The 24,653-nt window shown below is 53.2% G+C and carries 21 protein-coding genes; 11 read left to right on the top strand and 10 right to left on the bottom strand.

The annotated features are described in order from the left end of the window. Positions 1 to 16 precede the first annotated feature (16 nt). The 3 genes from iscS to trmJ form a co-directional block, all read right to left on the bottom strand. Complete coding sequence (gene iscS / locus HV477_RS08230) at positions 17 to 1,231, bottom strand: cysteine desulfurase (protein WP_000775263.1); 1,215 nt, start codon at positions 1,229 to 1,231, stop codon at positions 17 to 19. A 180-nt stretch (positions 1,232 to 1,411) separates the two neighbouring features. Continuing rightward, positions 1,412 to 1,906 (bottom strand): Fe-S cluster assembly transcriptional regulator IscR, encoded by a 495-nt coding sequence (gene iscR / locus HV477_RS08225; protein ID WP_001241346.1) that lies wholly within the window; start codon positions 1,904 to 1,906, stop codon positions 1,412 to 1,414. A gap of 159 nt (positions 1,907 to 2,065) precedes the next feature. Continuing rightward, positions 2,066 to 2,797, bottom strand: coding sequence for a tRNA (cytosine(32)/uridine(32)-2'-O)-methyltransferase TrmJ (trmJ, locus tag HV477_RS08220; RefSeq protein WP_000940032.1), 732 nt, complete (start codon positions 2,795 to 2,797; stop codon positions 2,066 to 2,068). A gap of 118 nt (positions 2,798 to 2,915) precedes the next feature. Between trmJ and suhB the strand changes: the two genes are divergently transcribed. The 5 genes from suhB (at position 2,916) to asrC (ending at position 7,813) form a co-directional block, all read left to right on the top strand. Next, entirely contained in the window at positions 2,916 to 3,719 is an 804-nt protein-coding gene (gene suhB / locus HV477_RS08215; protein ID WP_000553465.1) for an inositol-1-monophosphatase, read from the top strand. Positions 3,720 to 3,863: 144 nt separating this feature from the next. Continuing rightward, on the top strand, positions 3,864 to 4,742 hold the full coding sequence (locus HV477_RS08210; protein ID WP_079899148.1) for an alpha/beta hydrolase: 879 nt from the start codon (positions 3,864 to 3,866) through the stop codon (positions 4,740 to 4,742). A gap of 181 nt (positions 4,743 to 4,923) precedes the next feature. Beyond that, positions 4,924 to 5,967: an anaerobic sulfite reductase subunit AsrA gene (asrA, locus tag HV477_RS08205; protein ID WP_000985209.1), complete on the top strand. Its 1,044-nt coding sequence runs from the start codon at positions 4,924 to 4,926 to the stop codon at positions 5,965 to 5,967. Positions 5,968 to 5,970: 3 nt separating this feature from the next. Continuing rightward, entirely contained in the window at positions 5,971 to 6,789 is an 819-nt protein-coding gene (gene asrB / locus HV477_RS08200; RefSeq protein WP_000017587.1) for an anaerobic sulfite reductase subunit AsrB, read from the top strand. A gap of 10 nt (positions 6,790 to 6,799) precedes the next feature. Beyond that, on the top strand, positions 6,800 to 7,813 hold the full coding sequence (gene asrC / locus HV477_RS08195) for a sulfite reductase subunit C (protein ID WP_000020685.1): 1,014 nt from the start codon (positions 6,800 to 6,802) through the stop codon (positions 7,811 to 7,813). Here the strand turns inward: asrC and HV477_RS08190 are convergent, their stop codons facing one another. Then, positions 7,814 to 8,800: a nickel/cobalt transporter gene (locus HV477_RS08190; protein WP_000111019.1), complete on the bottom strand. Its 987-nt coding sequence runs from the start codon at positions 8,798 to 8,800 to the stop codon at positions 7,814 to 7,816. Next, positions 8,791 to 9,429, bottom strand: coding sequence for a DUF1007 family protein (locus HV477_RS08185; RefSeq protein ID WP_079899154.1), 639 nt, complete (start codon positions 9,427 to 9,429; stop codon positions 8,791 to 8,793). Before HV477_RS08185 ends, HV477_RS08190 begins: the two co-directional genes overlap by 10 nt. Before the next feature lie 125 nt (positions 9,430 to 9,554). On the opposite strand from HV477_RS08185, the gene csiE reads away from it, so the two are divergent. Continuing rightward, positions 9,555 to 10,832, top strand: coding sequence for a stationary phase inducible protein CsiE (gene csiE / locus HV477_RS08180; protein WP_000982966.1), 1,278 nt, complete (start codon positions 9,555 to 9,557; stop codon positions 10,830 to 10,832). On the opposite strand, the gene HV477_RS08175 is transcribed toward csiE, so the two are convergent. After that, the gene (locus HV477_RS08175; RefSeq protein WP_001173729.1) at positions 10,827 to 11,966 is read right to left on the bottom strand and encodes a 3-phenylpropionate MFS transporter; all 1,140 of its coding nucleotides are present in this window, start codon (positions 11,964 to 11,966) and stop codon (positions 10,827 to 10,829) included. The two genes, csiE and HV477_RS08175, sit on opposite strands and share 6 nt — an antisense overlap. A 195-nt stretch (positions 11,967 to 12,161) precedes the next feature. Then, a complete protein-coding gene (gene glyA, locus HV477_RS08170; protein ID WP_000919178.1) occupies positions 12,162 to 13,415 on the bottom strand; it encodes a serine hydroxymethyltransferase in 1,254 nt (417 codons plus the stop codon). Between the two features lie 324 nt (positions 13,416 to 13,739). On the opposite strand from glyA, the gene hmpA reads away from it, so the two are divergent. The 5 genes from hmpA to HV477_RS08145 all read left to right on the top strand — a co-directional run bounded on the left by hmpA (position 13,740) and on the right by HV477_RS08145 (position 22,091). Next, entirely contained in the window at positions 13,740 to 14,930 is a 1,191-nt protein-coding gene (gene hmpA / locus HV477_RS08165) for an NO-inducible flavohemoprotein (protein WP_000883146.1), read from the top strand. Between the two features lie 181 nt (positions 14,931 to 15,111). Next, on the top strand, positions 15,112 to 16,656 hold the full coding sequence (cadC, locus tag HV477_RS08160; protein WP_001187144.1) for a lysine decarboxylation/transport transcriptional activator CadC: 1,545 nt from the start codon (positions 15,112 to 15,114) through the stop codon (positions 16,654 to 16,656). Between the two features lie 360 nt (positions 16,657 to 17,016). After that, positions 17,017 to 18,348, top strand: a complete 1,332-nt coding sequence (gene cadB / locus HV477_RS08155; RefSeq protein ID WP_000100008.1) for a cadaverine/lysine antiporter — start codon at positions 17,017 to 17,019, stop codon at positions 18,346 to 18,348. 82 nt (positions 18,349 to 18,430) lie between these two features. Then, complete coding sequence (cadA, locus tag HV477_RS08150; RefSeq protein WP_001100652.1) at positions 18,431 to 20,575, top strand: lysine decarboxylase CadA; 2,145 nt, start codon at positions 18,431 to 18,433, stop codon at positions 20,573 to 20,575. A gap of 55 nt (positions 20,576 to 20,630) precedes the next feature. Continuing rightward, the gene (locus tag HV477_RS08145; RefSeq protein ID WP_079899150.1) at positions 20,631 to 22,091 is read left to right on the top strand and encodes an oligopeptide:H+ symporter; all 1,461 of its coding nucleotides are present in this window, start codon (positions 20,631 to 20,633) and stop codon (positions 22,089 to 22,091) included. Positions 22,092 to 22,139: 48 nt separating this feature from the next. On the opposite strand, the gene glnB is transcribed toward HV477_RS08145, so the two are convergent. From glnB to qseG, 3 genes are all read right to left on the bottom strand, one after another. Beyond that, positions 22,140 to 22,478 carry a nitrogen regulatory protein P-II gene (gene glnB, locus HV477_RS08140; RefSeq protein ID WP_000717694.1) on the bottom strand — a complete coding sequence of 113 codons (339 nt, stop codon included), beginning with the start codon at positions 22,476 to 22,478 and terminating at the stop codon, positions 22,140 to 22,142. Positions 22,479 to 22,554: 76 nt separating this feature from the next. Further along, positions 22,555 to 23,889, bottom strand: a complete 1,335-nt coding sequence (gene glrR, locus HV477_RS08135; RefSeq protein WP_024131115.1) for a two-component system response regulator GlrR — start codon at positions 23,887 to 23,889, stop codon at positions 22,555 to 22,557. Then, entirely contained in the window at positions 23,889 to 24,653 is a 765-nt protein-coding gene (gene qseG / locus HV477_RS08130) for a two-component system QseEF-associated lipoprotein QseG (RefSeq protein WP_175064948.1), read from the bottom strand. The genes glrR and qseG overlap by 1 nt, the downstream gene beginning before the upstream one ends.

Genomic DNA, 24,653 nt, shown 5'->3' with positions numbered 1-24,653 from the left:
CTGATTCCGATACCGATTAATGATGTGCCCATTCGATGCTGTTCAGATCCACACCCTGCTTGTACATTTCCCACAGTGGAGAAAGGTCACGCAGACGGCCAATGGATTTACGAACCAGATCAATGGTGTAGTCGATCTCTTCTTCAGTGGTAAAACGACCTAAAGAGAAACGGATAGAGCTATGCGCCAGCTCGTCATTCATGCCCAACGCGCGCAGCACGTAAGACGGTTCCAGACTGGCGGAGGTGCAGGCGGAACCGGAAGAGACCGCCAGGTCTTTCAGCGCCATGATCAGCGACTCGCCTTCAACGTAGTTAAAGCTCACGTTGAGAATGTTTGGCGCGCCCTGCTCAAGGTCGCCGTTCAGGTAAACTTCTTCAATATCTTTGATGCCGTTCCACAGACGGTTACGCAGACCGCGCAGACGGGCCATTTCGGTCTCCATCTCTTCTTTCGCGATACGGTAAGCTTCGCCCATGCCGACGATCTGGTGGACAGGCAGAGTACCAGAGCGCATACCGCGTTCGTGCCCGCCGCCATGCATCTGCGCTTCAATGCGAATACGCGGCTTACGACGCACATACAGCGCGCCAATGCCTTTCGGACCATAAATTTTATGACCGGAGAAGGACATCAGATCCACTTTCAGTTGGCTCAGGTCGATAGGCAGTTTGCCCACGCTCTGGGTGGCGTCAACGTGGTAGATGATACCGCGCGCGCGGCACATTTCGCCGATGGTCGCGATATCCTGCACCACGCCGATTTCGTTGTTCACGTGCATGATGGAAACCAGAATGGTGTCGTCACGCATCGCTGCTTCGAGCTCGTTGAGATCGATGATGCCGTTGCGCTGGGGCGCCAGGTAGGTCACTTCAAACCCTTCGCGCTCAAGCTGACGGCAGGTGTCCAGCACCGCTTTGTGCTCGGTCTTGCTGGTGATGATGTGCTTGCCTTTTTTCTGATAAAAGTTGGCAGCGCCTTTAATCGCCAGGTTATCGGACTCCGTCGCCCCTGAGGTAAAGACGATTTCACGCGGGTCGGCGCCGACCAGTTCAGCAATCTGGTTGCGGGCGATATCGACGGCTTCTTCAGCCTGCCAGCCAAAACGGTGTGAACGAGACGCCGGGTTCCCAAAGGTTCCGTCCAGGGTCAGAAACTGCATCATTTTCTCGGCAACACGCGGGTCCACCGGCGTGGTTGCGGAGTAGTCGAGATAAATCGGTAATTTCATTGCTCTTAAACTCCGTACATCACTCAATGCAAGGAATCAGGCAACCGGCTGGATGTACGACCGTGTTGACGGGACGTCCGCGTCCCGGCCTGATTCTGAATTCTTTTTTACGCTTCATCCTTCAGACGACCGCAGCATTCACCGCATGAGGCCGCCAGAAGAGATGGCGTAATATTTTAATTAAGCGCGTAATTTAACGTCGATAGCGTCCTGCGCACGACCACTGGCGCGCGGCGCGTCATGCGTGTGCTGGCGACCAGACACATCCAGAACTTCCTGGTTATTCACCAGCTCGCCTAAGGTAATATTGTTGAGAAAACCGGTCAGACGATCGCTTAAATCACGCCACAGCGCATGGGTCAGGCATTTATCGCCGCCCTGGCAGCCGCCTTTGCCCTGGCAACGGGTCGCGTCAACGGATTCATCAACCGCGCTGATCACTTCGCCGACCGCGATACTGCCAGCATCTTTACCCAGCAGATAACCGCCGCCCGGCCCGCGTACGCTGGAAACCAGACCGTTTTTACGTAAACGGGAAAATAGCTGTTCCAGATAAGAAAGGGAAATCCCCTGACGTTCAGAAATATCAGCCAACGGTACCGGGCCCGCTTCGGAGTTGAGCGCAACGTCTAACATTGCGGTCACGGCATAACGCCCTTTAGATGTCAGTCTCATGTCTTACTTAACCTCAAACTCGCCCCTGCCCGGGGTTTTTTATTGTAAAATGGGGGTATTGCATAGCAGGGACAAGTCTGACATTCCCGAGTAATTTGGTCAACTATTTACTTGAGTAAATTAGTCAGGTATTTAGCGTTCCGTGCGATATTGATGCGGTTACTTGCCTTTATTCTGCTGCTCAATAGACGCCAGAATCCCACGCAGAATATTCAACTCCTGGCTTTCCGGTCGGGCGCGGGTAAACAGACGGCGCAATTTATTCATCACCTGCCCCGGATGGTTTTCGCGAATAAAGCCAGTGGAGAGCAACGTTTGCTCCAGATGGCCGTAGAAGCGTTCAAGATCGTCCACCAGCGGATACGGCGTCTCTTCATGATCTGCCGCGTCGCCGTTTTCCTGCGTCGCCAGCCAGGCCATGCGGACTTCATACGCGATGACCTGTACCGCCATCGCCAGATTCAACGAGCTGTACTCCGGGTTAGCGGCAATAGCGACGTGATAATGGCATTTTTGCAACTCATCGTTAGTCAGCCCGACACGCTCACGACCAAAAACCAGCGCAACCGGCGTATTTGCCGCTTCCGCCACGCTTTTTAAGCCGCACTCGCGCGGATCAAGCATCGGCCACGGCAAAGTGCGGGAACGGGCGCTGGTGCCGACCACCAGGCTACAGCCAGCCAACGCTTCATCCAGCGTATCGACGATCTGCGCATTACCGATCACATCGCTGGCGCCTGCCGCCAGGGCGATGGCCTGGGAGTCCGGTTTCACCAACGGGTTTACCAGCCACAGGTTAGTTAAGCCCATGGTTTTCATAGCGCGAGCCACGGAGCCCATATTGCCGGTATGGGAGGTTTCCACCAGCACAATTCGAATGTTTTGCAGCATTGTCTTTCTTCAGCTAAAGATTATTCTGACATCTTACCATAAAACCAAGACAGATTCCGATCTCGCTGCTATACTCTGCGCCGTTTTCCCGTTCTTTAACATCCAGTGAGAGAGACCGATGCATCCGATGCTGACCATCGCCGTGCGCGCAGCGCGCAAGGCGGGTAATGTAATTGCCAAAAACTATGAAACTCCGGACGCTGTAGAAGCGAGCCAAAAAGGCAGTAACGATTTTGTGACCAATGTAGATAAGGCCGCTGAAGCGGTGATTATCGACACCATTCGCAAATCTTACCCGCAACACACTATTATCACCGAAGAAAGCGGTGAGCACGTTGGCACAGATCAGGATGTTCAATGGGTTATCGATCCGCTGGATGGCACCACCAACTTCATCAAACGTCTGCCACACTTCGCTGTTTCCATTGCTGTACGCATTAAAGGCCGTACTGAAGTGGCTGTCGTGTACGATCCGATGCGTAACGAACTGTTCACCGCCACCCGCGGTCAGGGCGCACAGCTGAACGGCTACCGTCTGCGCGGCAGTACCGCGCGCGATCTGGACGGCACTATCCTCGCTACTGGCTTCCCGTTCAAAGCCAAACAATACGCGACCACCTACATTAATATTATCGGCAAGCTGTTCAGCGAATGCGCCGATTTCCGCCGCACCGGTTCCGCCGCGCTGGATCTGGCCTATGTGGCTGCAGGTCGTGTCGATGGTTTCTTTGAAATTGGCCTTCGTCCGTGGGATTTCGCCGCGGGCGAACTGCTGGTTCGTGAAGCGGGCGGTATCGTCAGCGATTTCACCGGCGGTCATAACTACATGATGACCGGTAATATCGTGGCGGGGAATCCGCGCGTCGTTAAAGCCATGCTGGCGAATATGCGCGACGAACTGAGCGATGCGCTGAAGCGCTAAGTCTCTTCGGCGGATGGGGCCACTCATCCGCCGTACCTTTTCAGGCGTTTTTCCTAAACACAGCCTCATCGCTTTACTTGCCTGCATGTTTTTGTACGATCGCTCCCTGCTCCGCTATTGGCATAAAGCGGCAAGGAAGCGAACATGACCCTTCAACATACCCGACGCATCGTCAAATCCCTTTTTATTCTGTTTATCATTGTGGTCTGTATTTATCTGCTACCCCGCGTAGCGATCAATGCCTTTTATTACCCGGACAATAAAGTCTATGGGCCAACCCCTGCCGAAGCTGAATCCATTACCTTTACCGCCAAAGATGGCACGCATCTGCACGGCTGGTTTATTCCCACTGCTTTCGGCAGGCCGGAAAACGCCGTCGCGACGGTTATTCATGTCCATGGCAACGCCGGAAATATGTCGGCGCACTGGCCGTTAGTCAGTTGGCTGCCAGAACGCAACGTAAACCTGTTTATGTTTGATTACCGTGGTTTTGGCGAATCTGAGGGCACCCCATCACAAGAGGGGCTACTGGACGATACGAAAAGCGCGATAGATTATGTGCGGCATCGCGCCGACGTTAACCCCGAGCGCCTGGTACTGCTGGGACAGAGCCTGGGCGGCAATAATGTACTGGCCGCCGTAGGCCACTGCGTAAGCTGCGCAAATATGCGCTACGCCGACCAGGCGGGCATACGTGCGATTATCCTCGACTCAACGTTTTTATCCTATTCCTCCATCGCCAACCAGATGATCCCGGGCAGCGGCTATTTGCTTGATGACCGCTATAGCGCGGATCGCAATATCGCCAGCGTCAGCCCCATTCCGGTATTGATTCTTCATGGCACGGCAGACCATGTTATTCCCTGGCAGGACAGTGAGAAATTGTATGCCCTCGCCCGGGAGCCCAAACAAAAAATCTTCATTCCTGACGGCGATCACATTGATGCTTTTTCCGGACGTTATGCAAACCTTTACCGTGATGCAATGATTAAATTTATTCAGACCGCGCTATCCGCTAAATAGCGCGACGCTGTATATATGCATATTTTATGATTAAGAATATATTTATTATACCGATAGTAAAAACCATTTTTTCCCGTTAGCGAAGGCGGTGGATTAGCGCTAGCGTAACAGTAATATTCAACTGATTTTTATAACAATTTATTTTCATTTGTTTTTCCTGAATATTACTGTGGAGTATGTGATGGCTATCAAAATTACGCCTGACGAGTTTAGTCTGCTTATCCAGCGATTAAACAAAAAATGGCGCGTGTTTGCCCCGTCCGCAGAGTTTCGCGGCGGACGTTTTTCCGACACTGACAACATTATTTATCAACGGATTAGCGGCTGGCGCGATCTCATCTGGCACGAGAAATCGCACATGTCGCCGAATACCATTATCGCCCCTATCACCGAAACGCTCTTTTATTTCGATAAAGACACCATTCAAATTGCCGAGACAGACACTTCCCCGATAATCATCTTTGCCCGCGCCTGCGACATTAACGCCATGTCGCGGCTGGATTATATGTATTTATCAAATGGGAATAATTCCGATTACAGTTATCAACTGCTACGGGAGCATATTCGTTTCGTCCTTATTGAGTGTGAAGAAAGCTTCGAAAATTGTTTCTGCGTCTCAATGGGTACCAATAAAACTGACTGTTATAGCGCCGCCATGCGTTTTAGCGATGAGGGCGCGCTTGTCAGCATCCGCGATCCCTTTATCGAGGCGGCGATACAAGGGCTGGGGCAGGAGGCTGACTATACCCCCTCTTTCGTCAGCGAAAACCGGGAAACCGTCGTCACGCCGGACAGCGTTTGCCGCGATCCGCAAAAAATTCGCGACATTCTCACCCGCCATCCGCTATGGGACGCCTACGACAGCCGCTGCATCAGTTGTGGCCGCTGCACTACCGGGTGCCCAACCTGTACCTGCTATAGCGTCTTTGACGTCGCCTATGATGAAAATCCGCAGCGCGGCGAACGCCGTCGCCAGTGGGCAAGCTGCATGGTGCCGGGCTTTAGCGACATGGCCGGCGGTCATGGTTTTCGCGAAAAACCCGGCGAGCGTCTGCGCTACCGCGCCCTGCATAAGGTCAATGACTACAAAGCGCGCAACGGCATTGAACATATGTGCGTCGGCTGCGGCCGCTGCGACGATCGCTGCCCGCAATACATCAAATTTTCTTTGATTATCAATAAAATGACCGCTGCCGTTCGGCAGGCGCTGGCAGAGGAGGCATAACGCATGTCACATTGTTCCTGTCATGATAAACCGCAGCACAGTTTGCTGCCTGCGGCGTACCGCATCCTCAGTATTACTCGCCACACGCCGCTGGAGTGGAATTTCCGCGTGGCCGTCGATTTTCCCGCGCACTGGGGGCAATTTGTTGAGGTGTCGCTGCCGCGCGTCGGCGAAGCGCCCATCTCCGTTTCCGACTACGGCGACGGCTGGATAGATCTGCTGATTCGTAATGTCGGAAAAGTGACCAGCGCCCTCTTTACGCTGAAAGAAGGCGACAACGTGTGGCTACGCGGCTGCTATGGCAATGGCTATCCGGTCGATACGCTGCGCCATAAGCCCTTACTGGTTGTCGCAGGCGGTACGGGCGTCGCGCCGGTGAAAGGCTTAATGCGCTATTTCGTTGAGAATCCCCAGGAAATTGGTCAACTGGATATGATTCTCGGCTATAAAAATCGCGATTGCGTGCTGTACAAAGAAGAAATGGCGACGTGGCGCGGCAAACATAATCTGGTGCTCACGCTGGATGAAGGCGAGGCTGATGACCGTTACCAGATTGGCCGGGTGACCGATCGGCTTGCCGACATGACGCTTAGCGATATCGACACTATGCAGGCCATCGTCGTTGGGCCGCCAATAATGATTACCTTTACCGTAAAAATGCTGCTGCAAAAAGGGCTCAAGCCGGAGCAAATCTGGGTGGACTACGAACGCCGGATGGCCTGCTCCGTCGGGAAGTGCGGCCACTGCCGTATGGGCGAAGTGTATGTCTGCACCGACGGTCCGATATTTAACTACGCCGTCGCGCAACGTTTTGCCGATTAAGGAGAACATCATGAGCATTGATATTGATATCATTAAAGCCCGTGCGAAAAACGAATATCGCCTGTCAAAAGTGCGCGGCGAAGCCATGATCAGCGTCCGCATTCCCGGCGGTATTTTGCCCGCGCATTTGCTAACGGTGGCGCGTGACATCGCCGAAACCTGGGGCAACGGACAAATTCACCTCACTACCCGCCAGAAGCTGGCGATGCCGGGTATCCGTTACGAAGATATCGACAACGTGAACGCTGCGCTGGAGCCGTTTCTTCGCGAGATTGAAATAGAACTGTGCGACGTCCAGGTTGAGGATACCAAAGCGGGCTATCTCGCTATTGGCGGGCGAAATATTGTCGCCTGTCAGGGGAACCGCATTTGCCAGAAAGCCAACACTGACACGACCGGTCTGTCCCGTCGTCTTGAAAAACTGGTCTATCCCAGCCCTTATCATCTCAAAACGGTCATTGTTGGCTGCCCGAATGATTGCGCGAAGGCGTCAATGGCCGATCTGGGAATTATTGGCGTGGCGAAAATGCGCTTCACTGCCGATCGCTGTATCGGTTGCGGCGCCTGCGTGAAGGCCTGTAGTCACCACGCGGTAGGCTGCCTGGCGCTGAAGAACGGCAAAGCGGTCAAAGAAGAGTCCGCCTGTATCGGCTGCGGCGAGTGCGTGCTGGCCTGTCCGACGCTGGCCTGGCAACGTAAGCCGGATCAGCTCTGGCAAGTCCGTCTGGGCGGACGCACCAGTAAAAAGACGCCGCGCGTCGGCAAGCTCTTCCTCAACTGGGTGACTGAAGATGTGATAAAGCAGGTGATCGTTAACCTGTATGAATTTGAAAAAGAGATGCTCGGCGGAAAACCGATCTATCTACATATGGGCCATCTGATCGACAAAGGCGGCTATCTGCGTTTTAAAGAACGGGTACTGCGCGGCGTTCAGCTCAATCCGGAAGCGATGGTCGCCGAACGCATTTACTGGGCCGAAGACGAATCCGTCGCGCGGATGCATCTCAAACCCGCCGGACACTAATCAACCACGCCATGGCCGCAGCCCGCCCACAGGCTGCGGCACGCTAAACCACATGACCAGCGCCGCGACAAGCAGTATGACCCCTCCGGCCAGCGCCAGCGTTGACCAGCCTACCTGCCGCCATAACGCTGGCGCTTTGTTTCCACTGAGCTTCACCGCCAGAGCACGAAAAGTGTGTACCAGCAACGCCAGCGAGGTAATCGTTAGCGAGGTTCCCGCCGCCATCGCCAGTACCGACGCCATTCCCCAGCTAAAAACGCCAATCACTTTACTGAATAACAGCACCATTATCGCGCCGGAACAGGGCCTCATCCCCATAGACAGTACGATCATGAGTCGCGCGCGCCAGTCATCACCGCTATGCAATTGTTCCTGCGTCGGTAAATGCTGATGTCCGCAGCCGCATTTTTCATGGTGAACATGGCGCGGCGTAAAAGCGATAAAGACAGGTTTACGTAGCAGCGCGCGTAACCTTTTTATGGCCCGCCAGCACAGCAAAATGCCCAGCCCGCCAACTAACGCATAGCTCCCCTTTTCCAGCCAGAAGCCGCTCAGATGGAGCTGCCTGGCCGGAAGTTGCAATACGGTCAGCACGCCCACCACCAACCCGATAGCCACGAGCCCCTGTAATAACGCGGCGGCGAGGGTTAACACGATACTCGATTTCAACTTCGAAGGATGCGTCGCCAGCCATGTCGCGATCACCACTTTGCCGTGTCCCGGCCCCAGCGCATGAAGCACGCCATACATAAAACTCAGCAGAAGCAACGATCCGCCCGCCCGCTCAGGATGCGTCGCCACCGCGTTAAGCAGCGCGCTCAACTGCTGATTCACGTCCCGCTGCCAAAGAGCGCTTTTCAACATCACCTGCGGCCAGGCCTGCCATATCCACAGACCGCCAACCAGCATTAGCAGCAGGAATAACGCCAATGGCCACAGCGAGAGCCAGCGTCGCCCCGGAGTGCGTTGAGAAAAAATTACTGACATTGCAAGGTCACCGTTTGGGCAAACTGTTTACCTAAATCCATATCCTCCGGCGGCGCGTCCTCCTTATCCAGCGACTGGGCGAAACGTAGCGTCTCTTCGCCGGGCGCAGGAGTATAAACCTGAATCCGACACTTTTCGCGCAGCGGTTCCGGCATCGTGATATCGCTGTCCTGGTCATAATGCATATCGACATAATAAGAGGGATCAAACGTTGAAAGGGTATAAGTCTGTCCGCTTAACGGCTGCGGTTCAGCCAGCGGTAGCGTAAAGGTCAATACCGCCTGATGCGCGTCACGCGTCATACCGTATTCTGTCGGCCTGTTTTTAAACTTCACTTTCGCGCCATTGCGCCACACTTCTGTAAAGTAGTGCTGCCCAAGTACGTTAGCCATCACTTCCGCCGCCAACTTTTTCCATATTTCTGACCCCGGCGCCGCGTTTCCGGCGTCATACAGCAGATCTGCGGACGTCAGCGCGTCCATTGTCCAGCGCATTTTTAACGCCACAAATTGCTCATTTTCACTGACCACCTGCGTTTGCAGACGGATGAAGCTGTGCGGATGCGCCGCCGCCACGAAAGATAAAACGGCAAGAAATAGTGTTAAGGCGCTGCGTTTCACTGGCTTCATCTGTTCCTCGCGATAAAAATTCTGTGACACTCCTCAGCATTCCTGGCCTAAAAGCACGCTTATCACATTTTTCACACGCAAACTTTAGCTATCCTTACCAGACAAACTAACGGGAGACCTGACAGATGATGCCGACAATTGCCCCACCATCTGTACTTTCCGCTCCCCAGCGCCGCTGTCAGGTATTGCTGACGCTTTTCCAGCCGGAGCCAATTGCCACGGTGGAAATCTTCAGCGCGCTTAATGGCGTTGATGATGATACTGCCCGTGAGGATATCACTGAGACAAGTCTGGAGATCCAGCGCTATCATCGCCTTGCCATCACAACATGCCAGAACGGTTGCTATCGGATCGAAGGTACAGCACTCGATCAGCGCCTTTGCCTTTTACACTGGCTCAGGCGCGGCCTGCGTTTATGCCCGACCTTCGTCACGCAACAGTTTACCCCGGCCTTAAAAAACGCGCTAAAACAGCGCGGTATCGCGCGTCCGCTGTATGACGATATTAATCTGCACGCGCTCATCAATCTGTGCGCCCGCCGGTTGCAAAAACCATTTGAACATCGCGACGTGCAGTTCCTGCGTCTCTTTTTACAGTATTGTCTGCTACAACACCATGCCGGCATCACCCCGGAGTTCAACCCTGTGCAGCAGATTTGGGCGCAGTCGTGCGCGGAATATCCACTCGCCCAGGAAATTGGTCGTCACTGGCAGCGCCACGTGATGCAGGCCGCACCGCTCAATGAAGCGCTGTTTATGGCGTTACTGTTTTCAATGATTCGCCTCCCCGACCCGATTCGCGACACGCATCAACGGGCGCAGCAACTGCGACTGGAGGTGGCGAGGCTGGTGCTGCGCTTTCGAGAAAAAGGGAACGTACGCTTCAGCGACGAACAAGGGCTTAACGATCAGCTGTATGTCCATCTCGCCCAGGCGCTGAACCGAAGTTTATTCACGATTGGCATCGATAATACGCTTCCGGAAGAGTTTAACCGTCTTTATCCGCGTCTGGTTCGCACCACACGTGAGGCGCTCGCCGGATTTGAAGCCGAATATGGTGTCCACTTTTCCGAGGAAGAGACGGGGCTGGTGGCAGTGATTTTCGGCGCCTGGCTGATGCAGGATAACGATTTGCATGAGAGACAGATCGTATTGTTAGCGGATAAAAATGATGCGCTGGAGACGCATATTGAGCAGCAACTGCGTGAACTGACCCTATTGCCGCTGAATATCAGACGGATATCGCTCCAGGCGTTTCAAAAAGAGGGATGCCCGCGCGGCGTAGCGCTGATTGTTACCCCTTACGCCACGCCGCTACCGCTCTTCTCACCGCCATTAATTCATGCGGATCGCGCCCTCACAGAGCACCAACAGCAGCAGATCCGCAAGATCCTGGAATCATGACGCGGCAACCACTTTGGGCCGAAGGAAGATAGCGGGCAATGCCACCAGCGCCATAATCCAGAATACGCCGCCGCCCAGATGTTGATACAGAAAACCGGCAAATACCGTCATAATCGCGATGCTGCCGCCCATCGCCACAGCGGAATAGACGGCCTGCAAACGAATTACCTCGCTTCCCTGACGCGCAGCGATATAGCGCATGGCGGCCAGATGGCAAACGGTAAACGTGCCACAGTGCAGGATTTGTATCACAATCAGCCACGGCAACGCCGTACTCCAGCCCATCAGTCCCCAGCGTACCACGCCGCACACAGCGGAAAGCAACAGCAAGTCGCGGGCGCTAAACCGGCGGAATAGCTTTTTACTCAGGGCAAAAATGATCACTTCCGCCACCACGCCCAACGACCATAAATAGCCGACCGCCGATGCTGAATAGCCAGCCCCCTGCCAGTAGATGGCGCTAAAACCGTAGTAGGCGGCGTGCGCCCCTTGCAGCAAACAGACGCAGGCGAGAAAACGCCAACTTTGTGCCACCAGCGTACGCCAGGCGGGCCAGCCTGCGCTCTCCTGCTGACGGCTTTCCCCTTGCGGCGGCACGCTGGGACGTAACAACATACCCAGCAACATCGAGGCGACGCCGAGCGTCAGTAGCGCCAGAATCGCCTGGTAATCGTATAAACTCACCAGCTTACCGGTCAGCGCCGACCCTATCACGAAGGCGATGGACCCCCACAGCCGCACCCGACCATAGTCCAGGGTAATTTGCTTTTGCCAGGTATTGGCCAGCGCATCGGTCAGCGGCACCAGTGGTGAAAAGAAGAGGTTAAACCCAACCATCACCACCATTAGCCACGCGACATGCGTTCCTGCCCAAAATGCCAGCGCAAATACCAGCGTCAGCAATGCCAGTACGCGCAGCGCGGAGATCAACCGCGAAGGATCGCTTACGCGAGGCGCAATGAGCAGACTACCGAGAAAACGCGCGACCAGACCCACGCCCAGCAGAAGACCGATGGTTTCCGGCGTTAGCCCAAGACCTTTGAGCCAGACGCTCCAGAAGGGCAGAAAAATACCGTAACTAAAGAAGTAGGTGAAATAACTGAGCGCCAGCCAGCGCGTGGAATGCAATGCCATGATTCCCTCCCGTTTGGAGGCGATAGTCTGGCGGTAAACGGTTGCGCTGGCAAGGGTAACATAAGGTTAACAGGCGGAGGGAGAAGTTCAAACGGCAACGCCGCCGGATAATGACTTCCGGCGGCGTCACGTTATGGCGCATAAGTAATGCCCGACAGACGCAGCGCCATCGGGCCATTTTCACAACACAAGCGCTTATGCGTAAACCGGGAAGCGTGCGCAGATATCCAGCACTTTCGCTTTCACGCGTTCAATGGTGGCTTCATCATTGATGTTGTCCAGCACGTCACACATCCAGCCAGCCAGCTCTTTCACTTCCGCTTCTTTGAAGCCGCGACGAGTAACCGCCGGAGAACCAATACGGATACCGGAGGTCACGAACGGGCTCTTAGGATCGTTCGGCACGCTGTTTTTGTTCACGGTGATGTTAGCACGGCCCAGCGCGGCGTCAGCTTCTTTACCGGTCAGGTTTTTATCCACCAGGTCCAGCAGGAACAGGTGGTTCTCAGTGCCGCCAGACACCACTTTGTAGCCGCGGTTCAGGAACACTTCCACCATCGCTTTGGCGTTTTTCGCCACCTGCTGCTGGTAAACTTTGAACTCCGGCTCCATCGCTTCTTTCAGTGCTACCGCTTTACCCGCGATCACGTGCATCAGCGGGCCGCCCTGCGCGCTTGGGAACACGGCGGAGTTCAGTTTTTTGTACAGCTCTTCATCGCCGCCCTTCGCCAGGATCAGGCCGCCGCGCGGACCCGCCAGGGTTTTGTGGGTGGTGGTGGTGACAACGTGAGCATGGGGAACCGGGTTCGGGTAAACGCCTGCGGCAATCAGGCCCGCCACGTGCGCCATGTCGACAAACAGGTATGCGCCGATGCTGTCAGCGATTTCACGCATTTTTGCCCAGTCAACCACGCCGGAGTAGGCAGAGAAGCCACCGATAATCATCTTCGGCTTGTGCTCTTTGGCCAGCTTCGCCATCTCGTCATAGTCAATTTTACCGGACTCATCGATACCGTAAGGTACGATGTTGTACAGTTTACCGGAGAAGTTAACCGGGGAGCCGTGAGTCAGGTGGCCGCCCTGCGCCAGGTTCATACCCAGAACGGTGTCGCCCGGCTGCAGCAGCGCGGTGTAAACAGCGAAGTTAGCCTGAGAACCGGAGTGCGGCTGCACGTTAGCGTAGTCGGCGCCGAACAGTTCTTTCGCGCGGTCGATAGCCAGTTGCTCAACGACATCAACGTATTCGCAACCGCCGTAGTAGCGCTTGCCCGGATATCCTTCAGCGTATTTGTTGGTCAGCTGAGACCCCTGCGCCTGCATCACGCGCGGGCTGGTGTAGTTTTCGGAGGCGATCAGTTCGATGTGCTCTTCCTGACGTACTTTTTCCTGCTCCATAGCCTGCCACAACTCGGCATCATAATCGGCAATGTTCATTTCACGCTTTAACATCCGCATCTCCTGACTCAGCTAACAATAAAATTTGTGCCTGAAAAGGCAGTCCGTGGGACTTCGGCCAACAGTATAACCGAATCATTCTTCGATAACAGGTCTTGACAAAGGTTTTTACGCAAACGATTACCTATACGTCAGATAAGGGTTTCCTGAACGAGAGCCTGACGAATTTCAACGGATTTCTTTTCAGCTTTGTGATGCAGATTTTTCACGTTGTTACCTCCATAACGTAAAGCAGAGAAGATCCATTTACAATGCAAGGGTATTTTTATAAGATGCATTTTATATACATCATTAGATTTTCACATAAAGGAAGCACGTATGCTTGACGCACAAACCATCGCTACAGTAAAGGCCACCATTCCCCTGCTGGTTGAAACAGGACCGAAACTGACCGCCCACTTCTACGACCGTATGTTTACGCATAACCCGGAGCTCAAAGAAATCTTCAATATGAGCAACCAGCGTAACGGCGATCAGCGTGAAGCCCTGTTTAATGCTATCGCGGCCTACGCCAGCAATATCGAAAATTTACCGGCGTTGCTGCCGGCGGTAGAAAAAATCGCGCAGAAGCACACCAGCTTCCAGATTAAGCCGGAGCAGTACAACATCGTCGGGACGCATTTGCTGGCGACGCTGGACGAAATGTTCAACCCGGGCCAGGAAGTGCTGGACGCGTGGGGCAAAGCCTATGGCGTACTGGCTAACGTCTTTATTCATCGGGAAGCCGAGATTTATCACGAGAACGCCAGCAAAGACGGCGGCTGGGAAGGCACGCGCCCCTTCCGCATCGTTGCAAAAACCCCGCGTAGCGCACTGATCACCAGCTTTGAGTTTGAACCAGTCGACGGCGGTACGGTGGCGGAATACCGTCCCGGGCAGTATCTAGGGGTCTGGCTGAAGCCGGAAGGTTTTGCGCATCAGGAGATCCGCCAATATTCACTGACCCGTAAACCCGATGGCAAAGGGTACCGTATTGCCGTGAAGCGTGAAGACGGCGGCCAGGTATCAAACTGGTTACACCATCACGCCAGCGTAGGCGATGTGGTACATCTGGCTGCGCCGGCAGGTGACTTCTTTATGAATGTCGCCGCTGATACCCCCGTTTCGCTGATTTCCGCTGGCGTCGGCCAGACGCCGATGTTAGCGATGCTCGATACGCTGGCGAAAGAACAGCATACCGCGCAGGTGAACTGGTTCCACGCGGCGGAGAACGGCGACGTCCATGCGTTTGCCGACGAAGTGAGCGAGCTGGGCCGTACACTGCCGCGTTTCACTGCCCATACCTGGTACCGCGAGCCGACTGAGGCCGATCGCGCCCAACGCCTCTTCGACAGCGAAGGGCTGATGGATTTAAGCAAACTGGAAGCCGCGATCAGCGATCCGGCAATGCAGTTCTATCTTTGCGGCCCGGTAGGCTTTATGCAGTTTGCCGCAAAACAACTGGTTTCACTTGGCGTGAATAACGAAAACATTCATTACGAATGCTTCGGCCCGCATAAGGTGCTGTAATTGCAAGAAATCCTCTGAAAAAACGGGCGTTATCGTTAAGGCGAACGCCCGTTTTCCTCCCCGTTCCCCTGCTTATTGCGCTGCTTTTTATGCCTTTCTTTTACAAAAAAGGGGAATAAAAAAAGTCTGTGCAAATCGTGTTATTATTAACGTTTGACTTAGCTCGTTAGGGCATCTTTTTATGCAGCAACCTGTTGTACGCATTGGAGAGTGGCTGGTTACACCTTCTGTTAATCAGATCAGTCGTCAGGGACGCCAGATTACTCTTGAACCACGGCTGATCGATCTTCTGATGTATTTTGCGCATCATCCGGATGAAGTGTTAAGCCGGGATAACATTATTGATCATGTCTGGATGCGCACCATCGTGACCAACCATGTTGTCACCCAAAGCATTTCTGAACTACGCAAATCATTAAGAGATGGCGGAGACAGCAATGCTGAATACATCGTTACCGTACCTAAACGCGGCTATAAGCTGACGGCGCCGGTTATCTGGTGCGAAGAAAATAGCGATGAGATCGATAATTCATCAACGTCGCCGCCGCCGCCGATCGCAGCAACGAATGCAGAACCGACAGAGGGGGCTACTGCCGCTACGCCTGTGCCGCCCGCTTCTTTGCAAACGCCGACTAAAAAGGCGAAAAAGCCGCGTATCGCCGCTTTCTGGACGTGGGTGATGTTCCTGCTCTCGCTGGCGACGCTGGTGGTGTTTATCGTGATGTCGGTGGTAGATCATAATGCCGCGGTAACAAAAACGCGGTTATTACTTAACCCACGAGATATAGATGTTCGTTTTGAAGGCGGCAATTCCTGTAATAACTGGGTCTCGCAGGAGTCCTACGCCATCGGTCTGGGCGGCTTAATCACCGACCTGCTGAACACCTACTCGACTTTTATGGTGCACGATAAAACCAATTACCGGGTCAATGAGCCAAGCAGCTCCGGTAAGACGTTAACCATTCAGTTTGTCAATCAGCGCCACTATCGGGCGCAGCAGTGCTTTATGTCTGTAGTGCTCATTGATAACGCCGATGGTTCAACCATGCTGGATAAGCGTTATTTCGTCACCAATACTAACCAGTTGTCCATCCAGGATGATCTGTTTAATAGCCTGTCTTTCGTTTTAACACAGCCCTGGCCTAATCGTATGCGAGAACAACTGGCCCTGTTCAGAACGCCGCAAAATACCGCGCTGATGCGTTTTTATGAGGCGCGCCAGCTTATTCTGAGCGGCGATGCGCAGGCGCTAGGTAAAGCCAGCGATATTCTGAATGGCATTATTAAGGAAACGCCTGATTTCAACTATGCCTATGAATATAAAGTGCTGGTAGATGTATTACGGCAATCACAACAGCCGTTTGATAAAGAACAAGTGGCTGCGCTGAACGAAGAGTTTAAAAAAATAGATCAAATTCCGGGCGTTGAGAAAACGTCTGTTTATTATAAAATCAAGACCGTTGATCTTTTGGGCAAAGGTGATATCGATGCAGCGTATGAGGAAATCAATAAAAGCATCGAGCTTGAAATGTCGTGGTTTAACTATGTCCTGTTGGGGAAAGTTTACGAAATGAAAGGTGAGAATCGTCTGGCCGCTGATGCCTATCTGACCGCCTTTAATTTACGTCCAGGTGAAAACACGCTGTACTGGATCGAAAATGGCGTATTTCAGACATCCGTTCAGAAAATTGTCCCTTATCTGAATAGTTTTCTGGCAGAAGATTAAATTTAACGCTGAACCATGACAAATAAAAGCGAAAAGATATTAAATTTTTCGCTTTTATTTTGTGAAAAACATGTTGCCAAAAATAGCTTATGTTAATTTTGGCAACATATTCATTGCAAAGATATGTAAATATAACTCTTTGTAATTAAACGATGTTTATCCTTTCATGATATTTTCCATGATATTTATATGTTAATTCAAAAAAATCAATCTATCAGTTTTTTCATGTTTGTGTTTATTTCACTTTTTCTTTAGGACTTATCTCAACCCATTCGTTAATCTTGTCGACAGTTGAACGGGCACGCAGCATATATGAAGCATAAGCCCGGTTCTTAAAAATACAGCTCAGGAGAAATGAACATGAGTTCTGTCAAAAAGATCGGGCTATTTGCCTGTACTGGCGTCGTTGCCGGTAATATGATGGGGAGCGGGATTGCATTATTACCCGCCAACCTTGCCAGTATTGGTGGCATTGCCATCTGGGGCTGGGTAATTTCTATTATTGGGGCAATGTCGCTGGCTTATGTTTATGCGAGGCTGGCAACCAAAAACCCTCAACAGGGTGGCCCTATCGCTTATGCTGGGGAAATATCTCCGGCGTTTGGTTTCCAGACCGGCGTTCTTTATTATCACGCAAACTGGATTGGTAACTTAGCCATCGGCATTACCGCTGTTTCTTATCTTTCTACGTTCTTCCCGGCATTAAATAATCCAATACCGGCAGGTATTGCCTGTATTGCTATCGTCTGGCTGTTCACCTTTATTAATATGCTGGGCGGGGCTTGGGTCAGCCGCTTGACAACGATTGGCCTATTCCTGGTGCTGATCCCGGTAGTCTTGACCGCAGTCGCCGGCTGGCATTGGTTCGATATCGCGACCTATCACGCGAACTGGAACACGTCTACGACGACCGACTCTCACGCCATTGTTAAAAGTATTCTGCTCTGCCTGTGGGCGTTCGTTGGCGTTGAGTCTGCCGCCGTCAGCACCGGCATGGTGAAAAACCCGAAACGCACCGTACCGCTGGCAACCATGCTGGGTACCGCGCTGGCAGGCATCATCTATATCGCCGCGACTCAGGTTATCGCCGGGATGTTCCCAGCTTCCGTTATGGCCTCTTCCGGCGCGCCGTTCGCTATCAGTACCTCCACGATTCTGGGTGGCTGGGCTGCGCCGCTGGTTTCCGCCTTTACCGCTTTCGCCTGCCTGACGTCTCTGGGCTCCTGGATGATGCTGGTCGGCCAGGCTGGGGTTCGCGCCGCCAACGACGGCAACTTCCCGAAAATTTACGGTGAAATGGATAAAAACGGTATTCCGAAAAAAGGTCTGCTGTTGGCTGCGGTGAAAATGACGGCGCTGATGATTCTGATCACCATCATGAACTCCAGCGGCGGTAAAGCGTCCGACCTGTTCGGCGAACTGACCGGGATTGCCGTACTGCTTACCATGCTGCCGTACTTCTACTCCTGTGTTGACCTGATTCGCTTCGAAGGGTTCAACATCCGTAACTCGGTAAGCCTGATTTGTTCTGTACTGGGCTGCGCATTTTGCTTCATCGCACTGATGGGCGCCAGCTCCTTCGAACTCTCCGGCACCTTTATCGTCAGTCTGATCATCCTGATGTTCTACGGTCGCAAAATGCACCAGCGCCAGAACAACGACAGCGACAACAATACGGCTGAAGCGCTTTAACCGCTAACTCCTTTTTCTCAAAGCCCCTTTCGTCACCTGCTATAGCGTAGCGGGAGGGGCCCACTTTACCAGGAACAAGACTATGAACGTTATTGCTATCATGAACCACATGGGCGTCTACTTTAAAGAAGAGCCTATTCGTGAACTGCATCGTGCACTGGAAGGTTTAAATTTCCGTATCGTCTATCCAAACGACCGAGAAGACCTGCTGAAGCTGATTGAAAATAACTCCCGCCTTTGCGGCGTCATTTTCGACTGGGATAAATATAACCTTGAGCTTTGCGAAGAGATTAGCAAGCTGAACGAGTATATGCCGCTGTACGCCTTCGCCAACAGCTACTCTACGCTGGACGTCAGCCTCAACGATCTGAGAATGCAGGTTCGCTTCTTTGAATATGCTTTAGGCGCCGCAGCCGATATCGCGGCGAAAATTCGCCAGAATACCGATGAATACATCGACAATATTCTGCCGCCGCTGACAAAAGCGTTGTTCAAATATGTGCGCGAAGGGAAATATACTTTCTGTACGCCTGGCCACATGGGCGGGACCGCTTTCCAGAAAAGCCCCGTCGGCAGCATCTTTTATGATTTCTTCGGCCCGAACACGATGAAATCCGATATTTCGATTTCCGTTTCTGAACTGGGTTCGCTGCTGGACCACTCCGGCCCGCATAAAGAAGCGGAAGAGTATATCGCCCGCGTCTTTAACGCCGAACGTAGCTACATGGTGACGAACGGCACCTCTACGGCGAACAAAATCGTCGGTATGTACTCCGCGCCGGCAGGCAGCACGGTACTGATTGACCGTAACTGCCATAAATCGCTGACCCATCTGATGATGATGAGCGACATTACGCCGATTTATTTCCGCCCAACCCGTAACGCCTACGGTATTCTTGGCGGTATTCCGCAAAGCGAGTTCCAGCACGCCACTATCGCTAAACGGGTAAAAGAGACGCCTAACGCAACCTGGCCGGTCCATGCTGTTATTACTAACTCAACCTATGACGGTCTGTTGTATAACACTGACTACATCAAGAAAACTCTGGATGTGAAGTCCATTCATTTTGACTCCGCCTGGGTGCCTTATACCAATTTCTCCCCTATTTATCAGGGTAAATGCGGTATGAGCGGCGACCGTGTAGAAGGCAAAATCATTTATGAAACCCAGTCCACGCATAAACTGCTGGCGGCGTTTTCACAGGCATCCATGATTCATGTTAAAGGCGACATTAACGAAGAAACCTTTAACGAAGCCTACATGATGCATACCACCACTTCTCCGCACTACGGTATCGTAGCATCTACTGAAACCGCAGCGGCGATGATGAAAGGTAATGCGGGTAAACGCCTGATTAACGGCTCTATTGAACGTGCGATTAAATTCCGTAAAGAAATTAAACGCCTGAAAAGCGAATCTGACGGCTGGTTCTTTGACGTATGGCAGCCGGAACATATCGATGGAGCTGAGTGCTGGCCGCTGCGTTCAGATAGCGCATGGCATGGCTTCAAAAATATCGATAACGAACACATGTACCTCGACCCGATCAAAGTCACTATCCTGACGCCGGGGATGAAGAAAGACGGTACGATGGATGAGTTCGGTATTCCGGCAAGTCTGGTCGCCAAATATCTCGATGAACGTGGCATCATCGTAGAAAAAACCGGTCCATACAACCTGCTGTTCCTGTTCAGCATTGGTATCGACAAAACCAAAGCACTGAGCCTGCTGCGCGCGCTCACTGAATTTAAACGCGCCTTTGACCTGAACCTGCGCGTCAAAAACATTCTGCCGGCACTGTACCGCGAAGCGCCTGAGTTTTATGAAAATATGCGCATCCAGGAACTGGCGCAGAATATTCATAAACTGGTCGAACATCATAATCTGCCGGACTTAATGTACCGTGCGTTTGAAGTGCTGCCGAAAATGGTGATGACGCCGTATACTGCGTTCCAGAAAGAGCTGCATGGCGAAACGGAAGAGGTGTATCTTGAAGAGATGGTTGGACGCGTCAACGCCAACATGATCCTTCCTTACCCTCCGGGAGTGCCGCTGGTGATGCCTGGTGAAATGATCACCGAGGAAAGCCGTCCGGTACTGGAATTCCTGCAAATGCTGTGCGAAATCGGCGCCCACTATCCGGGCTTCGAAACCGATATCCACGGCGCCTATCGTCAGGCAGACGGACGTTACACCGTTAAAGTGCTGAAAGAAAATACGAAATAAGTACCAAAGGGAAGTGGCTTGCCACTTCCCTTTTTTCACGCAGCAAGGAGACTTTATGAAAACACCCTCACAACCGCGCGCGATTTTTTACATCGTGGCGATTCAAATTTGGGAATACTTCAGCTTTTACGGCATGCGTGCCTTACTCATCCTTTATCTTACCCACCAGCTTGGTTTTAATGACAGCCACGCGATCAACCTCTTCAGCGCCTACGCCTCTTTAGTTTACGTTACCCCTATTCTTGGCGGCTGGCTTGCCGACCGCCTGCTTGGCAACCGCGTGGCGGTTATCACCGGCGCCTTATTGATGACGCTGGGTCATGTGGTATTGGGCTTAGAATCTGATTCAACGCTGAGTTTATATGCGGCGCTGGCCATTATTATCTGCGGCTACGGCTTGTTTAAATCCAATATTAGCTGTCTGCTGGGCGAACTTTACGCCCCTGATGACAACCGCCGCGACGGAGGATTCTCGCTGCTCTACGCCGCCGGAAATATTGGATCGATAGCCGCGCCGATCGCCTGTGGTCTGGCGGCGCAGTGGTATGGCTGGCATGTCGGCTTTGCGCTGGCGGGCGTGGGAATGTTCATCGGCCTGCTCATCTTTTTAAGCGGTCATCGCCACTTTCAGCAAACACGCGGTGTTAATCGCCCCGCGCTGCGGGCGGTTAAATTTGCCCTTCCAACCTGGGGTTGGCTGGTATTAATGCTGTGTATCGCACCGGTATTCTTCACCCTCCTGCTGGAAAATAACTGGTCTGGCTATGTGCTGGCCATTGTCTGCGTCTTCGCGGCGCAACTTATCGCCCGTATTATGGTTAAATTTCCCGAACACCGTCGCGCCTTGTGGCAAATCGTTCTGTTAATGATCACCGGCACTCTCTTTTGGGTTCTGGCGCAGCAGGGCGGAAGTTCGATCAGTTTATTCATCGACCGTTTTGTCAACCGCCACTGGCTGAACATGACCGTCCCCACCGCATTGTTCCAGTCGGTCAATGCGATTGCGGTGATGGCGGCGGGCGTGGTGCTGGCGTGGCTGAGCAGCCCGAAAGAGAGCGCCCGCTCGGTGCTGCGCGTCTGGCTTAAATTTGCCGTGGGGCTGGTATTAATGGGCGGCGGTTTTATGCTGCTGGCGCTAAACGCGCATCAGGCCCGGTTAGACGGGCAGGCATCAATGGGAATGATGATCGCAGGGCTGGCGCTGATGGGCTTTGCAGAGCTGTTTATTGATCCGGTCGCGATGGCGCAAATTACCCGCCTCAATCTGTCTGGCGTCACGGGCGTACTGACCGGTATTTATATGCTGGCGACCGGCGCGGTCGCTAACTGGCTGGCTGGCGTCGTCGCGCAACAAACCACGGAATCGCAAATTAGTGATACGGCGGTAGCCGCCTACGGACACTTTTTCTCGCAAATGGGCGAGTGGACGCTAAGTTGCGTGGCGCTGATCGTCGCCATTGTCGGCCTGAGATGGGTTTGCACCCGGACTACATCGGCGCTACCGCAGGGCGATTAAACGGTGGTTCGCTGCCCACAAGGAGGAGACGGGCAGCGAATCGGCACATCAGATAGCCGCGTCGTCTTCTTCGCCAGTACGGATACGAATAACGCGGGCGACATCAAAGACAAAGATCTTACCGTCGCCGATTTTCCCCGTCTGCGCGGTACGAATGATGGTGTCAACACAGGTATCCACGATGTCGTCAGGCACAACGATTTCAATTTTTACCTTCGGCAGAAAATCCACCATATATTCCGCGCCGCGATACAGCTCGGTGTGGCCTTTTTGACGGCCAAAGCCTTTGACTTCAGTGACCGTCATGCCGGTAATACCTACCTCGGCCAGCGCTTCACGGACATCGTCCAGCTTGAAGGGTTTAATAATCGCATCAATCTTTTTCATGCTATTCCTTGAAAAGGTCGCCTGTGTTTTGATCGGTTAAACGTAACATATTTCGCACTACTTTACGGCATGAAAACTACTCTTTGAAATCATTCGCATCCAGTTCGTGACGGGAGAGTAGCTTATAGAATTCCGTGCGGTTGCGCCCCGCCATCCTTGCCGCGTGCGTCACGTTACCTTTGGTAATTTGCAGTAACTTGCGCAGATAGTTCAGTTCAAATTGGTTTCGCGCTTCGGCAAAAGTTGGCAGCGCGGTGTTTTCGCCTTCCAGCGCCTGCTCGACCAACGCATCGCTGATCACCGGCGAAGAAGTTAACGCCACGCATTGTTCAATGACGTTGACCAGTTGGCGCACGTTGCCCGGCCAGCTTGCCGTCATCAGCCGTTTCATTGCATCAGTAGAAAAGGCGCGAACAAACGGTTTATGCCGCTGTGCCGACTGTCTGAGCAGATGATTAGCCAGCAGCGGAATATCCTCGGTACGCTCCGCCAGCGCCGGAATTTTCAGGCTCACGACATTCAGCCGGTAGTACAAATCTTCACGAAATTCGCCCCGCGCCATCGCCTTCGGCAGATCGCGGTGCGTCGCGGAAATAATTCGCACGTCGATATCAATATCGCGATTGCTGCCCAGCGGCCTGACTTTGCGCTCCTGTAACACCCGCAGCAGCTTCACCTGTAACGGCGCGGGCATATCGCCAATTTCATCCAGAAACAGCGTGCCGCCTTCCGCCGCCTGGAACAACCCTTCACGATTGCTCACTGCGCCGGTAAAGGCGCCGCGCGCATGGCCGAATAATTCGGACTCCAGCAACTGTTCCGGTAACGCGCCGCAGTTGATGGCGACAAACGGCTTGTTACTGCGCGGGCTGGCATTATGAATCGCCTGTGCGAAAATCTCTTTCCCGGTGCCGCTTTGTCCGTTAATCAATACGCTGACATCCGACTGCGCGACCATGCGCGCCTGTTCAAGCAGTCGCAGCATCAGCGGGCTACGGGTAACGATAGCGTTGCGCCAGCTATCGTCCGTCGCGGGAGCGGACTGCTCCAGCGCTTCATCTATCGCTTTATATAACGCGTCTCTGTCGATCGGCTTCGTCAAAAAGCTGAATACGCCTTTCTGGGTAGCGGCCACCGCATCCGGAATAGAACCATGCGCCGTCAGAATGATAACCGGCATTCCCGGCTGTACTTTCTGAATTTCTGTGAACAGTTGCATACCATCCATTTCATCCATGCGCAGGTCGCTTATTACCAGGTCCACTTTTTCCCGATGTAGTACCCGTAGTCCTTCCTGGCCGCTCTCTGCGGTCACGACGCTGTATCCTTCACTGGTCAGGCGCATACCGAGCAATTTCAGTAATCCGGGATCGTCATCGACCAGCAGCAGGTGCGCCGGTTTACGGCTTATCATGGCGTTACCTCATCTTGTGACGGCGACGGCGCCGCGCCATCTTCAGACGTCGCGGGTTTGTCATTCGTATGCGGCGTATCGGCGTTGTAATTCCCTGCCGGTTTTCGTGTCGAAAGCTGGCGCTCAATATCGGTTAAACTCTCCAGCTTACGGGTGGTAAGATCGAGCTGCGTTTGCAAGGCCTGTTGCTGCTGGCGCAGCGCATCCAGCTCACTATCTGACGTTTGCTGGAGCTTGCTATAACGCTGACGTTCGGCAGAAAGCGCTAATTGCAACGCCTGACCGTCATGCCAGATTTGGTAGACGGGCCGTACCTGAGCCGGTATTTGCGCGCTTAACGCCTCCAGACGGGTCACTATGGCGCGCCGCTCCGGCGGCGTAATTTTTGCATCCGCCAGTAAAATCCCGCGCCTGAAGGCATTTTGCCAGTTATCATCCGTCAACGCGCGCGCCTCTGCGCGCGACTGAACCGGCATCAGACGATCGGCGCAGTCAATCGTGCGTAGCCAGTACAGCGGATTCGTCTCCACCACCTGCCCGCGTAGCGACCAGATATCCGCGCACGCCGTCGGGAGATAATCCGCCAGTTGATAATGGGGGAGCGTGTCCTGCGCTGCGCTACCGGGCAGTTGCTGTGAAGCATGGGGAACACATGCGGTCAGCGCCAGACACGATATGCCCACCGGTATTCCCCACCGCAAAAGGCATCGTTTAATAGTTTGGACGAAAACGTGTGACATACGCACCAGGCTTAAATTCAT

Source organism: Salmonella sp. SG203 (genome assembly GCF_013350575.1).
In the GTDB taxonomy this organism is placed as follows: Bacteria; Pseudomonadota; Gammaproteobacteria; order Enterobacterales; family Enterobacteriaceae; genus Salmonella; species Salmonella enterica.
Note: the sequence above shows the minus strand (reverse complement) of the source record. Positions and strands in the feature narration are given on the sequence as shown.